Below are 16,830 nucleotides of genomic sequence, written 5' to 3'. Positions count from 1 at the left end.
TTGCTTACTATTTAGTGATGGGTTACCACGGATTTTCGTGAAAACTTGCTTACCCGCACAAACGAAAATGGAACACGGCGCTCCTAGTGTCCCCAATGCGATGGCGCGAAATTGCATTTCAGTGTGCGCCGAACAAGTTGCATCACACGCGTTCGGGTGAGCCCATGTCGTTCGATACTTCCACGCTATATCTGTTTGCCACGATGGTTGCAGGCATGCTCGGGGCCATGCTGCTGCTGTTCGGCAAGCAGGAAAACATTCCAGCCTTGAAGTGGTGGGGGACGGCCTATCTGCTTGGCGCATCGTCGGTGGCGATCTGGACCATCGGCGGGGCCAGACTCGGCGAGCCGCTGTTGCTGGCGCTGCATGCGCTGGGCTTCGTGGCCTGCGGCATGGTCTGGAATGCCTCGCGCGTCTTCCACGGCCGCAAGCCCAATTTGCCGGGGCTGTTGTTCGGCGCGATCGTCTGGATCAGCATGGTGCTGGCTGTGCCATCATTGAATCCCGCCATGCGGCTGATCGTCGGTGCGGCGATCGTCGCGATCTATGCGGGGCTGACGGCTTCCGAATTGTGGAGCGAACGCCGGCGGACGATGCACAATCGCTGGCCGACGATTGCCGTGCCCGTGATGCATGGTTGCGTGCTGGCGCTGCCGATCCTGCTCGGCAGCCTGCTGCGCCCGCATGACGAAACCTTCACCAGCAGCATCTGGGTGACGGCGTTCTCGATCGAACTGGTGCTGTATGCGATCGGCACCGTGTTCGTCATCTTCATGCTGGTGTCGGACCGCGCCGTGACGGTGCACAAGACCGCGGCTTCGGTCGATCCCTTGAGCGGAATGCTGAACCGCCGCGGTTTCACGGAAGCCAGCAACCGGGTGATCGAACGCGAGGCCGCCGCGGGGCGGCCGGTGACGGTGATGATTTTCGACATCGACCATTTCAAGAGCATCAATGACCGCTTCGGCCATCCGGCGGGCGACGAGATCCTCAAACTGTTCTCCACCGTCGTGGTCAGCAGTTTGCGCATCAGCGACCTGTCGGGGCGGATCGGCGGCGAGGAATTCGCGGCGTTGCTGGCGTGTTCGCTGGACGAGGGCGTGATCGTAGCCGAGCGCGTGCGCGAGGCGTTCGAGGCTTCCAATATCGCCTGCGAGGAAGGTCCGGTCGACACCACCGTCAGCATCGGTGTCGCCGGCGGTCCGGCCGGCACGGAGCTCGACGTGTTGCTGGCGGCGGCCGATACCGCGCTCTATCAGGCCAAGCGCGGCGGCCGTAACCGGGTCGAGGCCGCGGAAGAGCTGCCGCTGTCGCTGGAGAACTGGCGGCGCAAGACCGCTGGCCGCGCAGCTTCGCAACGCCATGTACCGGCGGCGACCTGAACGCTTCGACCGAACAAGGCGATATCTGCGGAGTTCGATCTGTCACTTTCGGCGGCGATCGCGGCGGAAACGATGCGCGGTAACCTCGCGTTTACCATTCCGTCCATATCCTCTGCGCCATGGATTCACCTCGCAGACGAAACCCACAGGCCGCCCTGATGTCGCTCGAAGCGGCCGCAGCCTCGGCCCGCGGCGGCTTTGGCTGCATGTTCTCGACCTCGGAAGAATTCGAGATGGCGCTCATCACGGAGCGTCGTGCGCAGGGGCGTTATGATCAGCGCAGAATGCGCTGGCCTGCCATCATGTTCATCGGCTGTGCGCTGATGATCGCCGGCACGGTGCTGCTATTCGGCTAGGCGGTGATCCCTCATTTCGCCAGCGGGTCGGGGCGCACCTGAATATGCACCGCCCGCGGCTTTGAGCCCTTGCCGCCCTCCATCAGCCATGGTGTGCGATCGCCGCTCGAACTCCACAGCCCGCGGCCTTTCCAGCCCGCGACCGGATCGTCAATGCGCCCGTCGAGGCCCTTGGCAAAAAAGCCGAGCGGATAAGGGATGCGCAGCATCACCATCTGCCCGTCCTTGAGAGCAACGAAACCGTCGTTGAGGTTGGCGGTGGAGATCGGAATGTTCTCGCCGAGGCCGACCGTGTTGTGGTGATCGACCCAGGTGTAGTAGCTCGCCTCGGCGCTCGAGCTCTCGAACCCTTCAAAGCCGGGGCCCGGATATTTGAAGTAGGAAAAGCCCTCCGCGCAGTGGTTGCCGGTCGCGCTCGGACCGTTGAGCGGGTTCTTGCATTTGCTGCGATCGAAGCGGATCAGGCTGCCGTTCGAGCCCGAGCCCCAGAGCACGCCGTTCTTGTCGATGTCGCCGCCGCGAACGCCGATGCCTTCCTTCGGAATGGCATAAAACTCCGACAGTTTGGTCTTGGGATCGAAGCGCATGAAGCCGGGCTGGCCGACGAACACGTTGACGGTGTACCAGACCGAGCCGTCGGTCGGATGCGGCATCACGGCGTAGGGGCCTGAGCCGGCGACCCGCATGTCCTTGTCCGCCTCTGCCGGCTTGCCCGGCTCGGTGTATTCGTCGACCTTGCCGTTGCCGTTGGTATCGAGAACGAACGGCGCCCAGCCCTGGGCTTTGACGACGTCGCCGGTCTCGTCCCATAGCCGGGTGTTGATCCAGCCGGCGACCGGTCCGGTCCCCGACGTCCAAAGCGTATCGTCGGCATCGTAGCCGAATTGCGGGTGATGGGTGCCGAAGCAGGTGTCGATGAAACTGTATTTTTGAGTCTTGGGATCGAACACCGTCACTTGCCGGCCTGAGCGTTCAAGCGGGAAGGCCTTCGCCGACGGGTGGTCGGACCCTTTCCGGCAGTAAGCCGGATTTTCGATGCCGCGCACCGCCGCCGCCAACCACACACGGCCCTTCTTGTCGAACATGCTGTTGTGATTGTTGGTCCGCTGGCTCCAGATCTTCTCGTCACCCCAATAGGCCGAGGGGCTGACCGGATTGAGGAGAGCCGTGCCATGGAGCGGAGGGCCGAACGACTCCGGTGCATTGGGATCGGCGACCGGCATCCTGGAGAACGTCACCTTGTGCGTCTTCGGATCGAGGATCGGCATGTCGTCGGATGAGTATTCGTTCGCGCCGTACAGCGGGCCGTAGGCGTTGACCGTTGGGTAGCGCCGGTCCGAGGAAATCAGATCGTGGACGAAGTGCTTCTCCGTCGCCCATTCCCACGACGAGATGACGACGTTGCGTTCGATGCCTGCCGGCCGCGGCGGCTTGGACTTTGGCAGCTCGCCCTTGGCAACCCGGTCGGTCCAGTCGCCGAAATATTTGAACGGCACGCCGCCGAGCTGGCCCGCGAGCCGATTCACCATCCATTCCCCGGTCTGGCCTGAGGAGACGCGGCGTATCCAGGCTTCCTCGCCCGATTTGAATTCGCTGAACGCGCCCGGGATCGTGCGCGTGGACTCCTGGCCGAGCTGATGGCAGCCGATGCAGTCGACATTGTTCATCCGCTGGCGCCAGATATCCTGCGTGATCTCCTTCGGGATGTCGGTAGTGCCGCCGAAATCCTTCGCCGGCGGGATCTTCATCATCGTGTACCAGTAGATCGCCGAGTAATAATGGGCGGCTGCGGCCTCGTTCGGGGCCGGTACCGCCGTGAGGTTGATCTGCTGGCCGGGCTTGGCGCGCAACCTGGGCGAATCCACCAGCCCATAGCCGCGCACCCAGACCGCGTAGTTCACGCTCAGTGGCAGGTCCGGGATCACGTAACGGCCCTGATCGTCGGTGACGACGATCTTGGCGAATTTCGTCGGCAACTCATTCGTTTCCGCGATCACCCAGACGCCGGCTTCCGGCCCGTTGGGTCCGGCTACTACGCCGCCGATGTCGTCATTGTCGATCGCAACCGCCGCCGGTTGCTGCGCGTGCGACGGCGCCGCCAAGGTGAGCGCGCCCGCTGCCGCAGCCAGGGTGAAGGAGAACAGGATCCGATTGAGATTCATCGCTTCTCTCTCCCTGGCCGTGAGCTTGCCGCTCGTTGTTTGGCGCAAGCCTACATCAAATCAGGGTTGAGGCGCGAGCATGTCACGCGCGCGATTTCCTCATGCTTGATGCCGCGAACGGCCAGCGTGCGTCGCAGCAACGCATAAGCGCCGCATATGTCTTTTGCTTTTGGGGCGACTGGGCTAGACACGCGAATTCTCATGAGAAGGCGTAACTCCGATGATCACCGAAATCGCACAAATCGACGTCAAGCCCGGCACCGAGAAGGATTTCGAGGCGGCCGTTGCCAAGGCGCGTCCGCTGTTTCTGCGCGCCAAGGGCGGCAAGGGCTTTGAGCTGCACAAGTCGATCGAGAAGCCGCAGCGTTACCGGTTGATGGCGCAGTGGGAGACGCTGGAAAACCACACCGTGGATTTTCGCGGCTCGGAAGATTTCACCGCATGGCGCGCGCTGGTCGGGCCGTATTTTGCTTCGCCGCCCGAGGTCGAGCACACCGAGACGGTGCTGACCACGGCCGACTAAGGGCGTTCAGGCGGCCGCTGCTTCGGCCGGCAGACGCTCCGTCTTGAAATGGTCGATCATCACCTTGGCGATCGCCATCAGCGGCAGCGCGAGCGCCAGCCCCCAGATGCCGAACACGACGCCGAGCAGGATCTGGAACGCAAACAGCGTGGCCGGCGGAATATCCAGCGCCTGGCGCTGGATGATCGGCGTCAGCACGTAGCTTTCCAGTGCGTGCACGCCAAGAAACAGGATGAAGGCGGAGAGGGCAGCGACCCATCCCGAGGCGACGCTGGCCAGCACCACGATCAGGCCGCCGAGGATCGCGCCCACCGTGGGGATGAAGGCGAGCAGTCCGGCCTGGATGCCCAGGATGAACGAGCTCTGGATGCCGATGATCGATAGCCCGATCCAGGTCACCAGAAACACCGCGACCATGGTGATGATCTGCGCGATCAGCCAGCGCTCCAGCGTCTCGCCGATCCGGTCGACGATCGCGACCGCCCGCGTACGGTGTCTGGCGGGCGCCATGAACAGCAGTCCGTCGCGGTAGATGCTTGGCTGGGTCGCAAAGGCTATTCCCAGAAACAGCACGATGAAGAAGTTTCCGACCGCGCTGGCGGTGCCCAGAATCAGTTTCAGGCTCTGGCTGAAGATGGCGCCGCCGCTGGCCGCAATCGTGCCGGCGCTGGGAAGCGCGTGGGGTGTCGGCGTTGTTGCCGCCGGCGCGGCATCATCCGACGGCGACGACACGGTGCCGAAGTCGAAGAAACTCGTGTCGATGCCGTTCCGTTCCAGAAAGCCCTTGACGTTGACAAGCTGCGACTTGAGCGTGTTGCTCAGCGCCGTCGTCTGCTGGGCGATCGTGGTGCCGCCGAGAAAGACGATGCCCGACAGCATGCCCGCGACCACCAGGCAGACCACTGTGAGCCGCAGCGCATGCGGCAGCCGCACCACGCGCCCGAGCAGGTTGCTCATGGCGTTGAGGGTGACGCCGAGCAGGACGCCGGAAAATATCAGAAACAGCGTCGCGGCGAAGTGCCAGGTGAACGCGAGCAGCGCGGCGAACAGCACCACGCCGATGCCGCCGACCGATATCGCCCACGCCAGATCGTTGCGGGCCTGAAGGCGATTGTCAGTCGGACCTGTCACGTTGATTCCTTCTCGCGAGACATATTGCGCCGCCAGTCATTCGCCAAAATCGGGCCGGGATCAAGCGGGCGGGCGCGCGCCGGTTTGACGCTGTCGCACCCGGTATGCCAAGCGGTGTGTGGATCTGATAGGGCGGGCCGGCGAGGATGAGATGAATTTCAAATGGTTCGGCCCGATTGCGCTGCTGGCGGCGCTGGTGATCGGGGACCAGATCAGAATCAACCGGCCTGCCCACAAATATCGCCTGATAGTCGAGGTCGAGACGCCGGAGGGGCGCAAGTCGGCTTCTGGCGTGATGGCCGTCCATCCCGATCGCAGCTACACCCGCCGCGGTCAGACCCGCACTCTGGGTGACGCCGTTTTGGTCGATCTCGGGCAGGGCAAGAACCTCGTCGCGCTGTTGGCCCATGTCGACAACAATCTCGTTCTTGACGACATGAACTACGTGGCCTTGCGGGCCTATGCGGCGGCCGCCGGCAAGCGCGTGCCGTTCAGCGAGATGAGCCGGCTGACCGGCACAGTGCCGGTGAAGGGTGCGCTGATCCCGGTGCTCGTCAGTTTTGCCGATCCGGCCACGCCCGGCACTGCGCGCCTGGTGCCGCCCGACGATGCCGAAGCGGTGCTCGGCAAGGGTTATCGCCTCCAGCGGATATCGACTGAGGTGGTGCCGAACGGATATTGGCCGCTCGATTTCGGCGGCCCTCTGGGCGAGCCGGTGACGCGCGGAATCCAGGCAAAATTGCCATGGCTGAGCGGTGCCGGCGATTCGGCGGCCACGGCGCTCCGCGCGGCCGGTTTGCCCGAGGTCCAGGCGATCGATGCCCAGGAGGCCTTCACGCGGAAATAGCAGGGCAGCCCCGCTGCCGCTCTGCGGATATTGATCCGCAGCCGGGCCGCAGGCATTATCTTCTGCAATCATGGCCCAACCCGGAAGATCCTTGCACAGGACGATGACAGCGGAATTTTTGCGATGAGGCGGGCCGTGGTCGGGGTGATCGGGAACGCCTATCGCGTTGAAAATCGTTTCCAGACCCAGATGGTCGGAGAGCGCAATCTGCGCGCGGTCGCCGACGTGGCGGGGGCGCTGCCGCTGATGTTCGCGGGCTCGCCCGAGATTACCGATATTGGCGCGCTTCTCGACGTCGTCGACGGCGTGGTGCTGACCGGGGCGCGGGCCAATGTGCACCCGACGCGGTTCAAGACCGAGCCACATGAGCGGCACGAGCCCTACGACATCCATCGCGACGACGTCGCGCTGGCGCTGACGGAGGCCTGCGTTGCCCGCGGCGTCCCGATCTTCGGCATCTGCCGCGGCCTGCAGGAGATGAACGTCGCCTTTGGCGGCTCGCTGCATCCCGAAATCCGCGAGATCCCCGGCCGCATGAACCACCGCATGCCGCGGCTGGAGAATGGCGAGATCCATCCCGACCCGACGGTCGTGTTTGCCGACCGCCATGACGTCCACCTCACGCCCGGCGGCACCTTTGCAAACCTGCTCGGCTGCGAGACCATCCGGGTGAATTCGCTGCATGGGCAGGGCATCCTCGAACCCGGCGAGCGCGTCGTGATCGAAGGCATCGCCGAAGACGGCACCATCGAGGCGATCCGAATCGCGGACGCCGCGAGTTTTGCGCTCGGTGTCCAATGGCACGCCGAGTACGACCCGCAGCGCAACCCGATCAACCGAAAGCTGTTCGAAGCGTTCGGCGAGGCGCTGAAGGCGCACGCGCGAACCGGCTAGGCGGCCGCAAAGAACGGTCGCGTGACAAGGGAGGATGAGATGCGGGACCGCAAATGGTCGAGACGCGACCTGCTCAAGGCATCGACGGCGTCCGCTGCAGGCCTGCTGTTTGCCGAACCCCTGAAGGCCGCAGTGCCGCCGGCGGCGGAGGTGACACCGGCCCTGATCGAAGCCGCGAAGAAGGAGGGCAAGCTGTCGTTCTATTCGGCGCTTGAACTCAATACCGCCGAGCGACTGGCGAGGACTTTTGAGGCGAAATATCCTGGGATCACCGTGCGCGTGGAGCGCTCCGGTGCGGAGCGGATTTTCCAGCGCATCGCGCAGGAGCAGGGCAGCGGCATCAAGGCCGTCGACGTCGCCAATTCGACCGATACCGCGCATTATCTCGAATGGAAGAAGAACGACTGGCTGGCGCCTTACCTTCCGAGCGACGTGGTCCGGCATCTTCCCTCCGATCAGATCGACCGGGACGGCATGTACGCGACGTCCTGTGCATGGACGGAGGCGATCGGCTACAACACCAACCTCGTCAAGCGCGAGGAGGCGCCGAAGAGCTATGCCGACCTGCTCGATCCCAAGTGGACGGGCAAGATGGTCAAGGCCCATCCGGGCTACAGCGGCGCCATCCTGACCACGACGTTCCTGCTGGCGCGCGATCTCGGCTGGCCGTATCTGGAGAAGCTCGCGCAGCAGAAGATCATGCAGGTGCAATCGGCCGCCGATCCGCCAAAGAAGATCCTGCTCGGCGAGCGTGCCGTGATGGCCGACGGCAATGATTACAATCTCGTGCTGCTGAAGGACCAGGGCAAGCCGGTCGAGGTGGTGTATCCGGCCGAAGGCTCGCCGCTGATCATCGTGCCATCAGGCATTTTCCGCAGCGCGCCGAATCCGAATGCGGCAAGGCTTTTCCAGAGCTTCTTCTTCAGCGCGGAGGCCCAGCAGATGCTGGTCGACGTCTTTGCGCATCGCTCCTTTCACGCGCAGGTGAAGGAGAAAGGCGAGCACATCCCGCTTTCCAGCTTGAAACTGCTGAAGGCCGATCCGGCCCAGGTGCAGGCGCAAAGCGAGGAGATCAAGGCGCGCTACGCCAAGATCTTCGGGGTGTGATGCCGGCACCCTCCAGCGCGGGAAATACGCCGAAAGCGGTTGCAACCAAAAGGAATCATTGGATAGTACTGCAACCATTCGAGTTTTGGGACGAATCATAAAGGCGGCCTGTATCAAGCGTCCTCCGTACTTCTACGGAGGCGGAAAAGATGGGATCGGGTCCGGGAAGTCGGCTAAGTCATCCATCATCTCCAGACTGGTGAAGCCATGACGCAACCAAGACGGCTCGCGCTGGCGATGGCGTTGCTGGTCGTCGTGACGTCCTGCGTCGTGAGCGCAGTGACCTATTATTTTGCGACGCAAGCCGCGCCGGGCGGGCCTCTGGCGACGATTGTCAGCGCGGCGCTGCTGGGCGGTACGATTGCCGGCGTGCTCGCGGTGGCTGTCGCTGCCGGTCCTGCGCGATTCTGGCGTAGCGCGCTGCCCGACGTCACTGGGCCCGTGGATGGTCGCAGCGGACGGGAGCAGGGGCTCGCTCATCAAACGCTGACCGACAGTGAAATGGCGCAGGCGATCGTCGAAAACGCGCTCGATGCCTTCGTTCAGACCGATGGGTCCTGCGTCATTCTCGACTGGAGCCCGCACGCCGAGGCCTTGATGGGATGGACGCGCGCGGAAGCCCTCGGCAGGAGCGTGGAAGAGCTGGTGTTTCCGGAAGCACAACGCCCCGTGCACCGGCAATGGGTGGACCGCTTCCTGAGCGAGGCATCGGGCGACGCCGCCGGCGGGCGATACGAAACGCCGCTGTTGCACAAGGATGGACGCGAATTCTTCGCAGAGGTGTCGCTGACGGCGCTGCGCCGCGGTGAAGGCTACCTCATCAATGCGTTTGTCAGGGACATCACCGCAAAGCGCGCCGCTGAAGAACAATTGTTCCAGGCGCAGAAGATGGAATCGGTCGGGCAATTGACCGGCGGCATCGCCCACGACTTCAACAACATGCTCACCGTGATCACGGGCACGATCGAAATCCTGGCAGACGGCGTCAAGCACGATCCGGCGCTGACGTCGATCGCCAAGATGATCAATGACGCGGCCGACCGGGCGTCGCAGCTCACGGCGAACCTGCTTGCCTTTGCCAGAAAGCAGCCGTTGCGGCCGCTTGAGACCGACGTCAATGCGCTGATCGAGGAGGTGATCAAGCTCTTGGCGCCGACGCTCGGAAGGCGGATCGAGATCGGGACGGCGTTGAGCGAACAGGCCTGGCCGGCCCTGGTCGATCGCAGCCAGCTCATTTCGGCGCTGGTCAATCTCGCCATCAATGCCCGCGACGCCATGCCTGATGGGGGGAGGCTGCTGTTCAGGACGGGTAATTTCACGCGCGACACATGCGACGCAGAAGTGGGCGGACTCGGCGCGGGCGACTACGTCGCCGTCGAGGTCATCGATAGCGGCGCCGGCATTCCGCCTGCCATACGCGACAGGATTTTCGAGCCGTTCTTTTCGACCAAGCAGTTCGGTACCGGCACCGGACTTGGGCTGAGCATGGTGTTCGGCTTTGCAAAGCAGTCCGGCGGCAGCGTCGTGGTCGATGGCGACGAGGGCAAGGGCGCCTGTTTCCGCATCTATCTGCCGAAGGCCGACGTCGAGCCTTCGGGCGCGCTTCCGGCAAGCGATGCCTCGCCGCCTGACGACGACGAACTGCGCGGGGGATCGGAAACCATCCTGTGCGTCGAGGATGATGATGTCGTGCGGGCGCATGTCACCGGCCGTCTCGAAAGTCTCGGCTACAAGCTCATTGTCGCTTCCAACGCGACCCACGCGCTCGAACTGGTGAATTCCGGCGCAGCGTTCGATCTCCTGTTCACCGACATCGTCATGCCCGGCGCCATGAACGGCCGGCAGCTCGCGCAACAGGTCGCCGAACTGCGCCGGCCGCTCCGGGTGCTCTACACCTCGGGCAACACCTTCGGCGCGTTCGATGCGAGCGGGCATCTCGGCGAGGGCGTGCTGCTGCTGACCAAGCCGTACCGCAAGGCCGAACTCGCGCGCATGGTGCGCCTCTGCCTCGACCGCGCGATCGACCACATGGGCGATCCGATCCCGCTGCCGTATTCGGTGCAGGAGGATCTGGAGCGGTTTCTGAGGGATAATCCGCCGGAAAAGAAGTAGCCGCGAACAAGCAATACGCAAGCCCGCATGAGCGCAGCGATATGCGGGGGCAGCGAAAATCCTGGATGTCGCTTTCGCTCATCCGGGCTACGCTTGCTGCACGCTCGCCAAGGCTACGCTTGCTGCATCGGAGGTCGCGACGAAGCGTAGTTGCGGTGACGCTGCGTTAGCGAAAACCGAAGCTTTGCAAGAGCCCAGGTGTCTGGCTATTTTGCACCGGCTGCTGCTCCGGTGCTCGGGCGTCCGGTACTGGCGCGATCGGCATCGGTGCACTTTCTTCCCGGGTCCTCACTCGATGCTGTCGCGGGGGCCGGATCTCTGCTCGAGCATTTTGCACGGACCGGACCCGTCGGTGCTTTTTCACGGGCCGAACCTGCGCTGGGGCATCTTGCACCACCCGTACAGGAGCAACTTGCACGGGCTGTACGGGCACGGCCTGTGCCCGTGTATCTTGTTCGTCCGCCCAGGCCTGGAATTGCTTGAACAAGGCTTCAGTGAGCGGGTGGGCGATCTCGGCCTGGCTCTGATCAGCAGGTTCAACAGCCGCAGCAATTTCGTCGCGCACCGGCGCGTCACTTGTCGTGGTCGGCAAATCCTGCGTGCTGGCGATTGATTGAATTGCTGGTGCCGGCGGATCGGTGTCAGGCTGAAGCGCTGGCTTGTCGACCCATGTAGCCGTGACGTTCGCAACGAGCGCTACTGGATCTCCCACCGACAGGATCGCGATACCGATCGCTGCTGTCGCCGTTACCCCCAAAATGCTCGCCTTGAGGATTCTCAACGAGAGAGCCGCCCTGCCCAAAACCTTCCCGATATCCGGCTGCACGGTTTCTTCGGCTTGCTCGGAGAGAAAGACAGGATAACGATCGTCCGGCGGGAAACCGTCTTTTGTCACCATTTGGTCGATACCGCCTCTTATCTGTTCTGCTGCACCAGTACCTCGCCAGCGAGGTCTAAAAGCGACAATCACCGCCACGATTTAGGAGAAGTTTTGACTTCATTGGGATTCGGGAACCGCAAGATCACGCGGGAACCCGGATTGCTGGCATGAGGCGGAAATGACCGCCGCAAAAACAAAAGGCGCCCCGCGAGGAGCGCCTTTCGCATTTCCCGGCCAGTGTGCCGGCGGAAAATCCGCCAACGATCACTGCGAACAGACCGGGTGCGGGGTCATCTCGAAGCGCTCGACTTCGGTCATCTTGAGCTCGATGAAGCTGTCGTCGAACACGCCGCCGTTCTTAAGGAAGGCGCGGTCCTTATCGAGGTTTTCCACTGGTTCACCAGCGATGATGTCGTCACTGGGCCACACGACGTGCGGGCGCAGCGGCCGGCCGCAGCTCCATTGTGGATACGCCTGCAGCAATATTCACGCCCGTCTGCCCCTGAACGGATGCCGGCTGCATGATGATCCTGCGGTCCGGGCCTCCAACCAGGACGTTGGCACTCGCTCCGGCGCCGACTGTGCCGCCGGCGGTCGCACCGGTATGGGTTCCCGCCAATGCCCCCCGGGGCAGCGTTGCAGGCGCGAAGACCGCCCAGGCCAGCTGGCCGCCGGTCGTAGCACCGATGTCGAGGCCAAGCGTGCTGACGGTGCCCTCATAAGCCTCGCGTGCCCTACCTTTCGCTGACGCATAGATGCAGCTCAGTTGCCGCTGCCCTCCGACAACGAGGCCGACACCGGGCGATATGTTGCAGGTGAGCGTGCCGACCCTTGTCCGCCCGGTGTCCTGAGCCGTGGCCGGAGCCACGGCGAGGGCGAGCGCCAGGGCGGCGCATGTGGTTGCGAGACTATTCAACGTTTTTCTATACAGCATTGCTTTGGTCATGGGCGTCCCTCCGTCGACGCATTTGATGGACCCCCTCAACGCGCAGCGACACTGCGATGTTCCCGTTCCGACCTATAACGGCCGTACAGGCGGGCAGTGGAAACATGGTCCATCGATCGCTTACGGCCATATGAGCGGAATTCGCGGCGGCATTCGGCCGTATGAGTGCACGAACCACGCCGCCGAAACGCCTGACTTTCCTACACAAAAACAAAAGGCGCCCCGCAAGGAGCGCCTTTCGCATTGTTGGATGGTGATACGGGCGGCGCGAACGCCGCGCGGGATCACTGCGAATAGTACATGTCGAACTCGACCGGATGCGGGGTCATCTCGAAACGCTCGACTTCGGTCATCTTCAGCTCGATGAAGCTGTCGATGAAGTCGTCGTCGAACACGCCGCCGGCCTTGAGGAACGCGCGGTCCTTGTCGAGGTTTTCCAGCGCCTCGCGAAGCGAGCCGCACACGGTCGGGATCTGCTTCAGCTCTTCCTTCGGAAGGTCGTAGAGGTCCTTGTCCATCGCCGGACCCGGATCGATCTTGTTCTTGACGCCGTCGAGGCCGGCCATCAGCATCGCGGCGAAGCCGAGATAGGGATTGGCCATCGGGTCGGGGAAGCGGACTTCGACGCGCTTGGCCTTCGGGTTTGCCGTATAGGGGATGCGGCAGGAGGCCGAGCGGTTGCGCGCGGAGTAGGCGAGCAGCACGGGAGCTTCATAACCCGGGACCAGACGCTTGTAGGAATTGGTCGACGGGTTGGTGAAGGCGTTGATCGCTTTTGCGTGCTTGATGATGCCGCCGATGTAGTGGAGGCAGGTCTCCGAGAGGTCGGCGTATTTGTTGCCGGCGAACACCGGCTTGCCGTCCTTCCAGATCGACTGGTGGCAGTGCATGCCGGAGCCGTTGTCGCCATAGACCGGCTTCGGCATGAAGGTGGCGGTCTTGCCGTAGATGTGGGCGACCTGGTGGATGCAGTATTTGTAGATCTGCATCTGGTCGGCCATCAGCGTCATGGTGTCGAACTTCATGCCGAGCTCGTGCTGGGCGGAAGCGACTTCATGGTGATGCTTCTCGACCTTGACGCCCATCTTGGCCATGGCGCCGAGCATTTCGGAACGCATGTCCTGCACGGAGTCCTGCGGCGGCACGGGGAAGTAGCCGGCCTTGGTGCGGATGCGGTGGCCGAGATTGCCGCCCTCATATTCGGTGTCCGAATTGATCGGCAGTTCCGAGGAGTCGAGCTTGAAGCCGGTATTGTAGGGCGTGGTCTGGTAGCGCACGTCGTCGAACACGAAGAATTCGGCCTCGGGGCCGAAGAACACGGTGTCGCCGACGCCAGACGATTTTACCATCGCCTCGGCCTTCTTGGCGATGCCGCGGGGGTCGCGGTTGTAGGGCTCGCCGGTGGTCGGCTCGAGCACGTCGCAGACGATGACCATGGTGGTCTCGGCGAAGAACGGGTCGATCGTCGCGGTCACCGGATCGGGCATCAGGCACATGTCGGATTCGTTGATCGCCTTCCAGCCGGCGATCGAGGAACCGTCGAACATCTGGCCTTCAGCAAAGGTGTCTTCTTCGATCATGCTGACGTCGAAGGTCACGTGCTGCCACTTGCCGCGCGGATCGGTGAAGCGCAGGTCGACGTATTTGACGTCGTTGTCCTTGATCGATTTCAGGACGTCTTTGGCGGTCTTCATGAATACCCCTTTTGGCTGCGGGACGGTTTCCAGGAATCTAGCGACAACGAGACTTCGCAGACGATCGGTTGAGGTATCGCGAACGAAATCAGGCCGCCGGAGCAGCCCTTTTCTTGTTTTTCAGTCGCAAAATTCGGATAGCACCCGGCTTAGATAGCGTCCAGCCCGGATTCTCCGGTTCTGATCCGGATCGCTTCCTCGATGTTGGAGACGAAGATTTTGCCGTCGCCGATGCGGCCGGTCTGGGCGGCGCGGCGGATCGCGTCGATCGCCTTCTCGACCAGGTCGTCGCCAATCACGATCTCGATTTTCACCTTGGGCAGGAAGTCGACGATGTATTCCGCACCGCGATAGAGCTCGGCGTGTCCCTTCTGCCGGCCGAAACCCTTGGCTTCGGTGACCGTGATACCCTGCAACCCGACTTCCTGAAGCGCCTCTTTCACCTCGTCGAGCTTGAATGGCTTGATGATGGCTTCAATCTTCTTCACTGAGCGCCTCCCGGGCATTTCCAAATTCAGAGTGTAGATGGTTTCGATGTCGCGCGAGGCGCCGTCTGGTTTGATCCTTGCATCCGGCAAAGCCGGATTGCTCATAATTGCCGCTAACTGCGACGATCATGTGCTCGGTTTTCCAACCGGCTTCCTCAAAAGCAGGGTCTATGCCAAGTTGTTAACGCGGCTGATTTTGAAACGTTATCAGACTTTTAACGGGCAAGTGGAAGAGGTTGAGCCGGACGACGTATGATAGCGAAGCTTACAAAATAGGCAAATCGATCAATTCATGTGCAGGCGAGGCCGGGAGGGCCGCGGGGTGCGACGTGGATATGCCTCCAGAAAAGGCCGACGGATCGAGGATTCGGCATGGAAGTTTTGACCACGACTGAGATGGAGCGTGCCGACCGGTTGACGATTACCGCCGGCACGCCGGGCTTCGCGCTGATGATGAGCGCGGGGCAAGCCGTGGCGGAGGCCGCAATGGCTCTCGTCGAGGAAGGACCCATCATGGTGGTCGCCGGCCGCGGCAACAATGGCGGCGACGGTTTTGTGGCGGCGGCCGAACTGGCGGCGCGCGGCCGCGAAGTGTCGGTCATCCTGCTGTGCGAGCGCGACAGCCTGCAGGGCGATGCCGCGCTCGCTGCACGTGGCTGGAAGTATCCGGTGCTGCCGTTCAACCCGCAGGCGATCGGCAAGCCGGCGCTGATCATCGATGCGCTGTTCGGTGCCGGGCTCAATCGTCCGATCAAGGGCGACCCGCTCGAGGTGATCGAGGCGGTCAACGCCAACGGTGCGCCGGTGCTTGCGGTCGACCTGCCGAGCGGGATCAACGGCACGACCGGCGCGGTGATGGGTGCCGCGATCAACGCCGTGGAGACCGTGACCTTCTTCCGCCGCAAGCCGGCGCATCTGTTGATGCCGGGGCGCAAGCATTGCGGCCGGGTCCGCGTCGCCGATATCGGCATCGATGCGCAGGTGCTCGAGGAGATCGCGCCGCGGACATTTGAGAACGTTCCGCAGAGCTGGCAAAAATCCTTCGCCGTGCCTGACATCGACGGCCACAAATATGCCCGCGGTCACGCCGTCGTGCTGTCGGGCGAACTGGCGTCGACCGGCGCGGCGCGGCTCGCGGCCCGCGGCGCCTTACGGGCGGGGGCCGGGCTGGTGACCTTGGCCTCGCCGCGCGACGCGTTGGCCGTGAATGCCGCGGCGCTGACCGCGGTGATGGTTCGCCCCGTCGATACCGTGGTCGAATTCGCCGACATGGTCAGCGACAGGCGCCTCAATTCCATCGTGATCGGGCCGGGCGCCGGCGTCAGCGCCCGGACGCGCGATCTCGTCCACACCGCACTGTCGGCGAAACGCGGCCTCGTGCTCGACGCCGACGCGCTGACGAGTTTTGCCGAAGCGCCGGAGCGGTTGTTTGAAGCGATCAAGGCTGCCGAGGACGCCCACGTCGTGCTGACCCCGCATGAGGGCGAGTTTCCGCGCCTGTTCAGCGACATCAGCAACAAGCATCCCGGCCGCTCCAAACTGGAGCGGGTGCGCGACGCCGCCGTACGCTGCGGCGCGGTAGTGCTGTTGAAGGGGCCGGATACGGTGGTGGCATCACCGGATGGCCGCGCCAGCATTGCTTCCAACGCGCCGCCGTGGCTCGCCACCGCCGGCGCCGGCGACGTGCTGGCTGGAATGATCGCAGGGATGCTGGCGCAAGGCGTGCCAACGTTCGAGGCCGCCTGCATCGGCGTCTGGATGCACGGCGAAGCTGCCGGCGAGGCGGGACCGGGGCTGATCGCCGAAGATTTGCCGGAGGTGCTGCCCGCGGTGTTCAGGCGACTCTATGACGGGTTCGGGATTGAGTATTAGGCAACTCGAACTCGATGATATGGACGCGGCGGCGCGCGTCCATCGCACGGCGTTCGACCATGCGTTGCCTTGGCTTACCGGTTTGCACACGCCTGACGAGGATCGATGGTTCTACCGGGAACGCGTGTTCACGGGATGTCAGGTGCACGGGGCTTTCGAGGGCGGTTCGTTGGCCGGAATCATCGCCTTCCGAAGCGACTGGATCGACCAGTTGTACGTGCTGCCGGAAGTACAAGGACGCGGCGTCGGCAGCGAATTGCTGCAGATCGCAAAGCGCACGTTCGATTGCCTCCAGCTTTGGACGCTTCAGCGAAATCTGAGAGCGCGACGCTTTTACGAAGCGCGGGGTTTTGCGCTCGTCGAGGAAACCGACGGCGCCGGCAATGAAGAAAAGGAATCGGACGCGCGCTATTTCTGGACGCGCCCGTAAGGCGAC

The 16,830-nt window shown here is 63.2% G+C and carries 17 protein-coding genes; 10 read left to right on the top strand and 7 right to left on the bottom strand.

The window, feature by feature from the left end:
* Positions 1-164 precede the first annotated feature (164 nt).
* Positions 165-1,382, top strand: a complete 1,218-nt coding sequence (locus tag C7G61_RS07705; protein ID WP_108514058.1) for a GGDEF domain-containing protein — start codon at positions 165-167, stop codon at positions 1,380-1,382.
* A gap of 119 nt (positions 1,383-1,501) precedes the next feature.
* Entirely contained in the window at positions 1,502-1,738 is a 237-nt protein-coding gene (locus C7G61_RS07700) for a hypothetical protein (RefSeq protein WP_108513523.1), read from the top strand.
* A gap of 11 nt (positions 1,739-1,749) precedes the next feature.
* Here the strand turns inward: C7G61_RS07700 and C7G61_RS07695 are convergent, their stop codons facing one another.
* Entirely contained in the window at positions 1,750-3,900 is a 2,151-nt protein-coding gene (locus C7G61_RS07695) for a carboxypeptidase-like regulatory domain-containing protein (RefSeq protein WP_108513522.1), read from the bottom strand.
* Between the two features lie 220 nt (positions 3,901-4,120).
* On the opposite strand from C7G61_RS07695, the gene C7G61_RS07690 reads away from it, so the two are divergent.
* Entirely contained in the window at positions 4,121-4,423 is a 303-nt protein-coding gene (locus C7G61_RS07690) for an antibiotic biosynthesis monooxygenase family protein (RefSeq protein WP_108513521.1), read from the top strand.
* 6 nt (positions 4,424-4,429) lie between these two features.
* Here the strand turns inward: C7G61_RS07690 and C7G61_RS07685 are convergent, their stop codons facing one another.
* The gene (locus C7G61_RS07685) at positions 4,430-5,554 is read right to left on the bottom strand and encodes an AI-2E family transporter (protein WP_108513520.1); all 1,125 of its coding nucleotides are present in this window, start codon (positions 5,552-5,554) and stop codon (positions 4,430-4,432) included.
* 151 nt (positions 5,555-5,705) lie between these two features.
* Between C7G61_RS07685 and C7G61_RS07680 the strand changes: the two genes are divergently transcribed.
* The 4 genes from C7G61_RS07680 to C7G61_RS07665 all read left to right on the top strand — a co-directional run bounded on the left by C7G61_RS07680 (position 5,706) and on the right by C7G61_RS07665 (position 10,514).
* A complete protein-coding gene (locus C7G61_RS07680; RefSeq protein WP_108513519.1) occupies positions 5,706-6,401 on the top strand; it encodes a hypothetical protein in 696 nt (231 codons plus the stop codon).
* Between the two features lie 123 nt (positions 6,402-6,524).
* Positions 6,525-7,295 (top strand): gamma-glutamyl-gamma-aminobutyrate hydrolase family protein, encoded by a 771-nt coding sequence (locus C7G61_RS07675; RefSeq protein WP_108514057.1) that lies wholly within the window; start codon positions 6,525-6,527, stop codon positions 7,293-7,295.
* 39 nt (positions 7,296-7,334) lie between these two features.
* Positions 7,335-8,402 carry an ABC transporter substrate-binding protein gene (locus C7G61_RS07670; RefSeq protein WP_108513518.1) on the top strand — a complete coding sequence of 356 codons (1,068 nt, stop codon included), beginning with the start codon at positions 7,335-7,337 and terminating at the stop codon, positions 8,400-8,402.
* Positions 8,403-8,609: 207 nt separating this feature from the next.
* Positions 8,610-10,514 (top strand): PAS domain-containing sensor histidine kinase, encoded by a 1,905-nt coding sequence (locus C7G61_RS07665; RefSeq protein ID WP_108513517.1) that lies wholly within the window; start codon positions 8,610-8,612, stop codon positions 10,512-10,514.
* A gap of 166 nt (positions 10,515-10,680) precedes the next feature.
* On the opposite strand, the gene C7G61_RS07660 is transcribed toward C7G61_RS07665, so the two are convergent.
* The 5 genes from C7G61_RS07660 to C7G61_RS07645 form a co-directional block, all read right to left on the bottom strand.
* Positions 10,681-11,412 (bottom strand): hypothetical protein, encoded by a 732-nt coding sequence (locus C7G61_RS07660; RefSeq protein ID WP_108513516.1) that lies wholly within the window; start codon positions 11,410-11,412, stop codon positions 10,681-10,683.
* A gap of 246 nt (positions 11,413-11,658) precedes the next feature.
* Positions 11,659-11,787 (bottom strand): glutamine synthetase, encoded by a 129-nt coding sequence (locus C7G61_RS45895; RefSeq protein ID WP_244608186.1) that lies wholly within the window; start codon positions 11,785-11,787, stop codon positions 11,659-11,661.
* Between the two features lie 22 nt (positions 11,788-11,809).
* The gene (locus C7G61_RS07655) at positions 11,810-12,310 is read right to left on the bottom strand and encodes a DUF992 domain-containing protein (RefSeq protein WP_244608185.1); all 501 of its coding nucleotides are present in this window, start codon (positions 12,308-12,310) and stop codon (positions 11,810-11,812) included.
* Positions 12,311-12,624: 314 nt separating this feature from the next.
* Positions 12,625-14,034 (bottom strand): type I glutamate--ammonia ligase, encoded by a 1,410-nt coding sequence (glnA, locus tag C7G61_RS07650; protein WP_108513515.1) that lies wholly within the window; start codon positions 14,032-14,034, stop codon positions 12,625-12,627.
* A gap of 149 nt (positions 14,035-14,183) precedes the next feature.
* Complete coding sequence (locus tag C7G61_RS07645) at positions 14,184-14,522, bottom strand: P-II family nitrogen regulator (protein ID WP_011441447.1); 339 nt, start codon at positions 14,520-14,522, stop codon at positions 14,184-14,186.
* 46 nt (positions 14,523-14,568) lie between these two features.
* On the opposite strand from C7G61_RS07645, the gene C7G61_RS43820 reads away from it, so the two are divergent.
* The 3 genes from C7G61_RS43820 to C7G61_RS07635 all read left to right on the top strand — a co-directional run bounded on the left by C7G61_RS43820 (position 14,569) and on the right by C7G61_RS07635 (position 16,824).
* Positions 14,569-14,778, top strand: a complete 210-nt coding sequence (locus C7G61_RS43820) for a hypothetical protein (protein ID WP_190241720.1) — start codon at positions 14,569-14,571, stop codon at positions 14,776-14,778.
* A 116-nt stretch (positions 14,779-14,894) separates the two neighbouring features.
* Complete coding sequence (locus C7G61_RS07640) at positions 14,895-16,394, top strand: NAD(P)H-hydrate dehydratase (RefSeq protein ID WP_108513514.1); 1,500 nt, start codon at positions 14,895-14,897, stop codon at positions 16,392-16,394.
* Positions 16,369-16,824 carry a GNAT family N-acetyltransferase gene (locus tag C7G61_RS07635; RefSeq protein WP_108513513.1) on the top strand — a complete coding sequence of 152 codons (456 nt, stop codon included), beginning with the start codon at positions 16,369-16,371 and terminating at the stop codon, positions 16,822-16,824. The genes C7G61_RS07640 and C7G61_RS07635 overlap by 26 nt, the downstream gene beginning before the upstream one ends.
* The last annotated feature ends 6 nt before the right edge of the window (positions 16,825-16,830 follow it).

This window comes from Bradyrhizobium algeriense, assembly GCF_003062295.1.
GTDB classification, from domain to species: domain Bacteria; phylum Pseudomonadota; class Alphaproteobacteria; order Rhizobiales; family Xanthobacteraceae; genus Bradyrhizobium; species Bradyrhizobium algeriense.
This window is presented reverse-complemented; position numbering and strand designations above follow the sequence as displayed.

Coding starts and splice junctions, on each gene's coding strand:
- C7G61_RS07675 (WP_108514057.1), top strand. CDS start 6,525: ATGAGGCGGGCCGTGGTCGGGGTGATCGGGAACGCCTATCGCGTTGAA.
- C7G61_RS43820 (WP_190241720.1), top strand. CDS start 14,569: ATGTCGCGCGAGGCGCCGTCTGGTTTGATCCTTGCATCCGGCAAAGCC.
- C7G61_RS07660 (WP_108513516.1), bottom strand. CDS start 11,412: ATGGTGACAAAAGACGGTTTCCCGCCGGACGATCGTTATCCTGTCTTT.
- C7G61_RS07705 (WP_108514058.1), top strand. CDS start 165: ATGTCGTTCGATACTTCCACGCTATATCTGTTTGCCACGATGGTTGCA.
- C7G61_RS07665 (WP_108513517.1), top strand. CDS start 8,610: ATGACGCAACCAAGACGGCTCGCGCTGGCGATGGCGTTGCTGGTCGTC.
- C7G61_RS07635 (WP_108513513.1), top strand. CDS start 16,369: ATGACGGGTTCGGGATTGAGTATTAGGCAACTCGAACTCGATGATATG.
- glnA (WP_108513515.1), bottom strand. CDS start 14,034: ATGAAGACCGCCAAAGACGTCCTGAAATCGATCAAGGACAACGACGTC.
- C7G61_RS07695 (WP_108513522.1), bottom strand. CDS start 3,900: ATGAATCTCAATCGGATCCTGTTCTCCTTCACCCTGGCTGCGGCAGCG.
- C7G61_RS07680 (WP_108513519.1), top strand. CDS start 5,706: ATGAATTTCAAATGGTTCGGCCCGATTGCGCTGCTGGCGGCGCTGGTG.
- C7G61_RS07640 (WP_108513514.1), top strand. CDS start 14,895: ATGGAAGTTTTGACCACGACTGAGATGGAGCGTGCCGACCGGTTGACG.
- C7G61_RS07670 (WP_108513518.1), top strand. CDS start 7,335: ATGCGGGACCGCAAATGGTCGAGACGCGACCTGCTCAAGGCATCGACG.
- C7G61_RS07690 (WP_108513521.1), top strand. CDS start 4,121: ATGATCACCGAAATCGCACAAATCGACGTCAAGCCCGGCACCGAGAAG.
- C7G61_RS07700 (WP_108513523.1), top strand. CDS start 1,502: ATGGATTCACCTCGCAGACGAAACCCACAGGCCGCCCTGATGTCGCTC.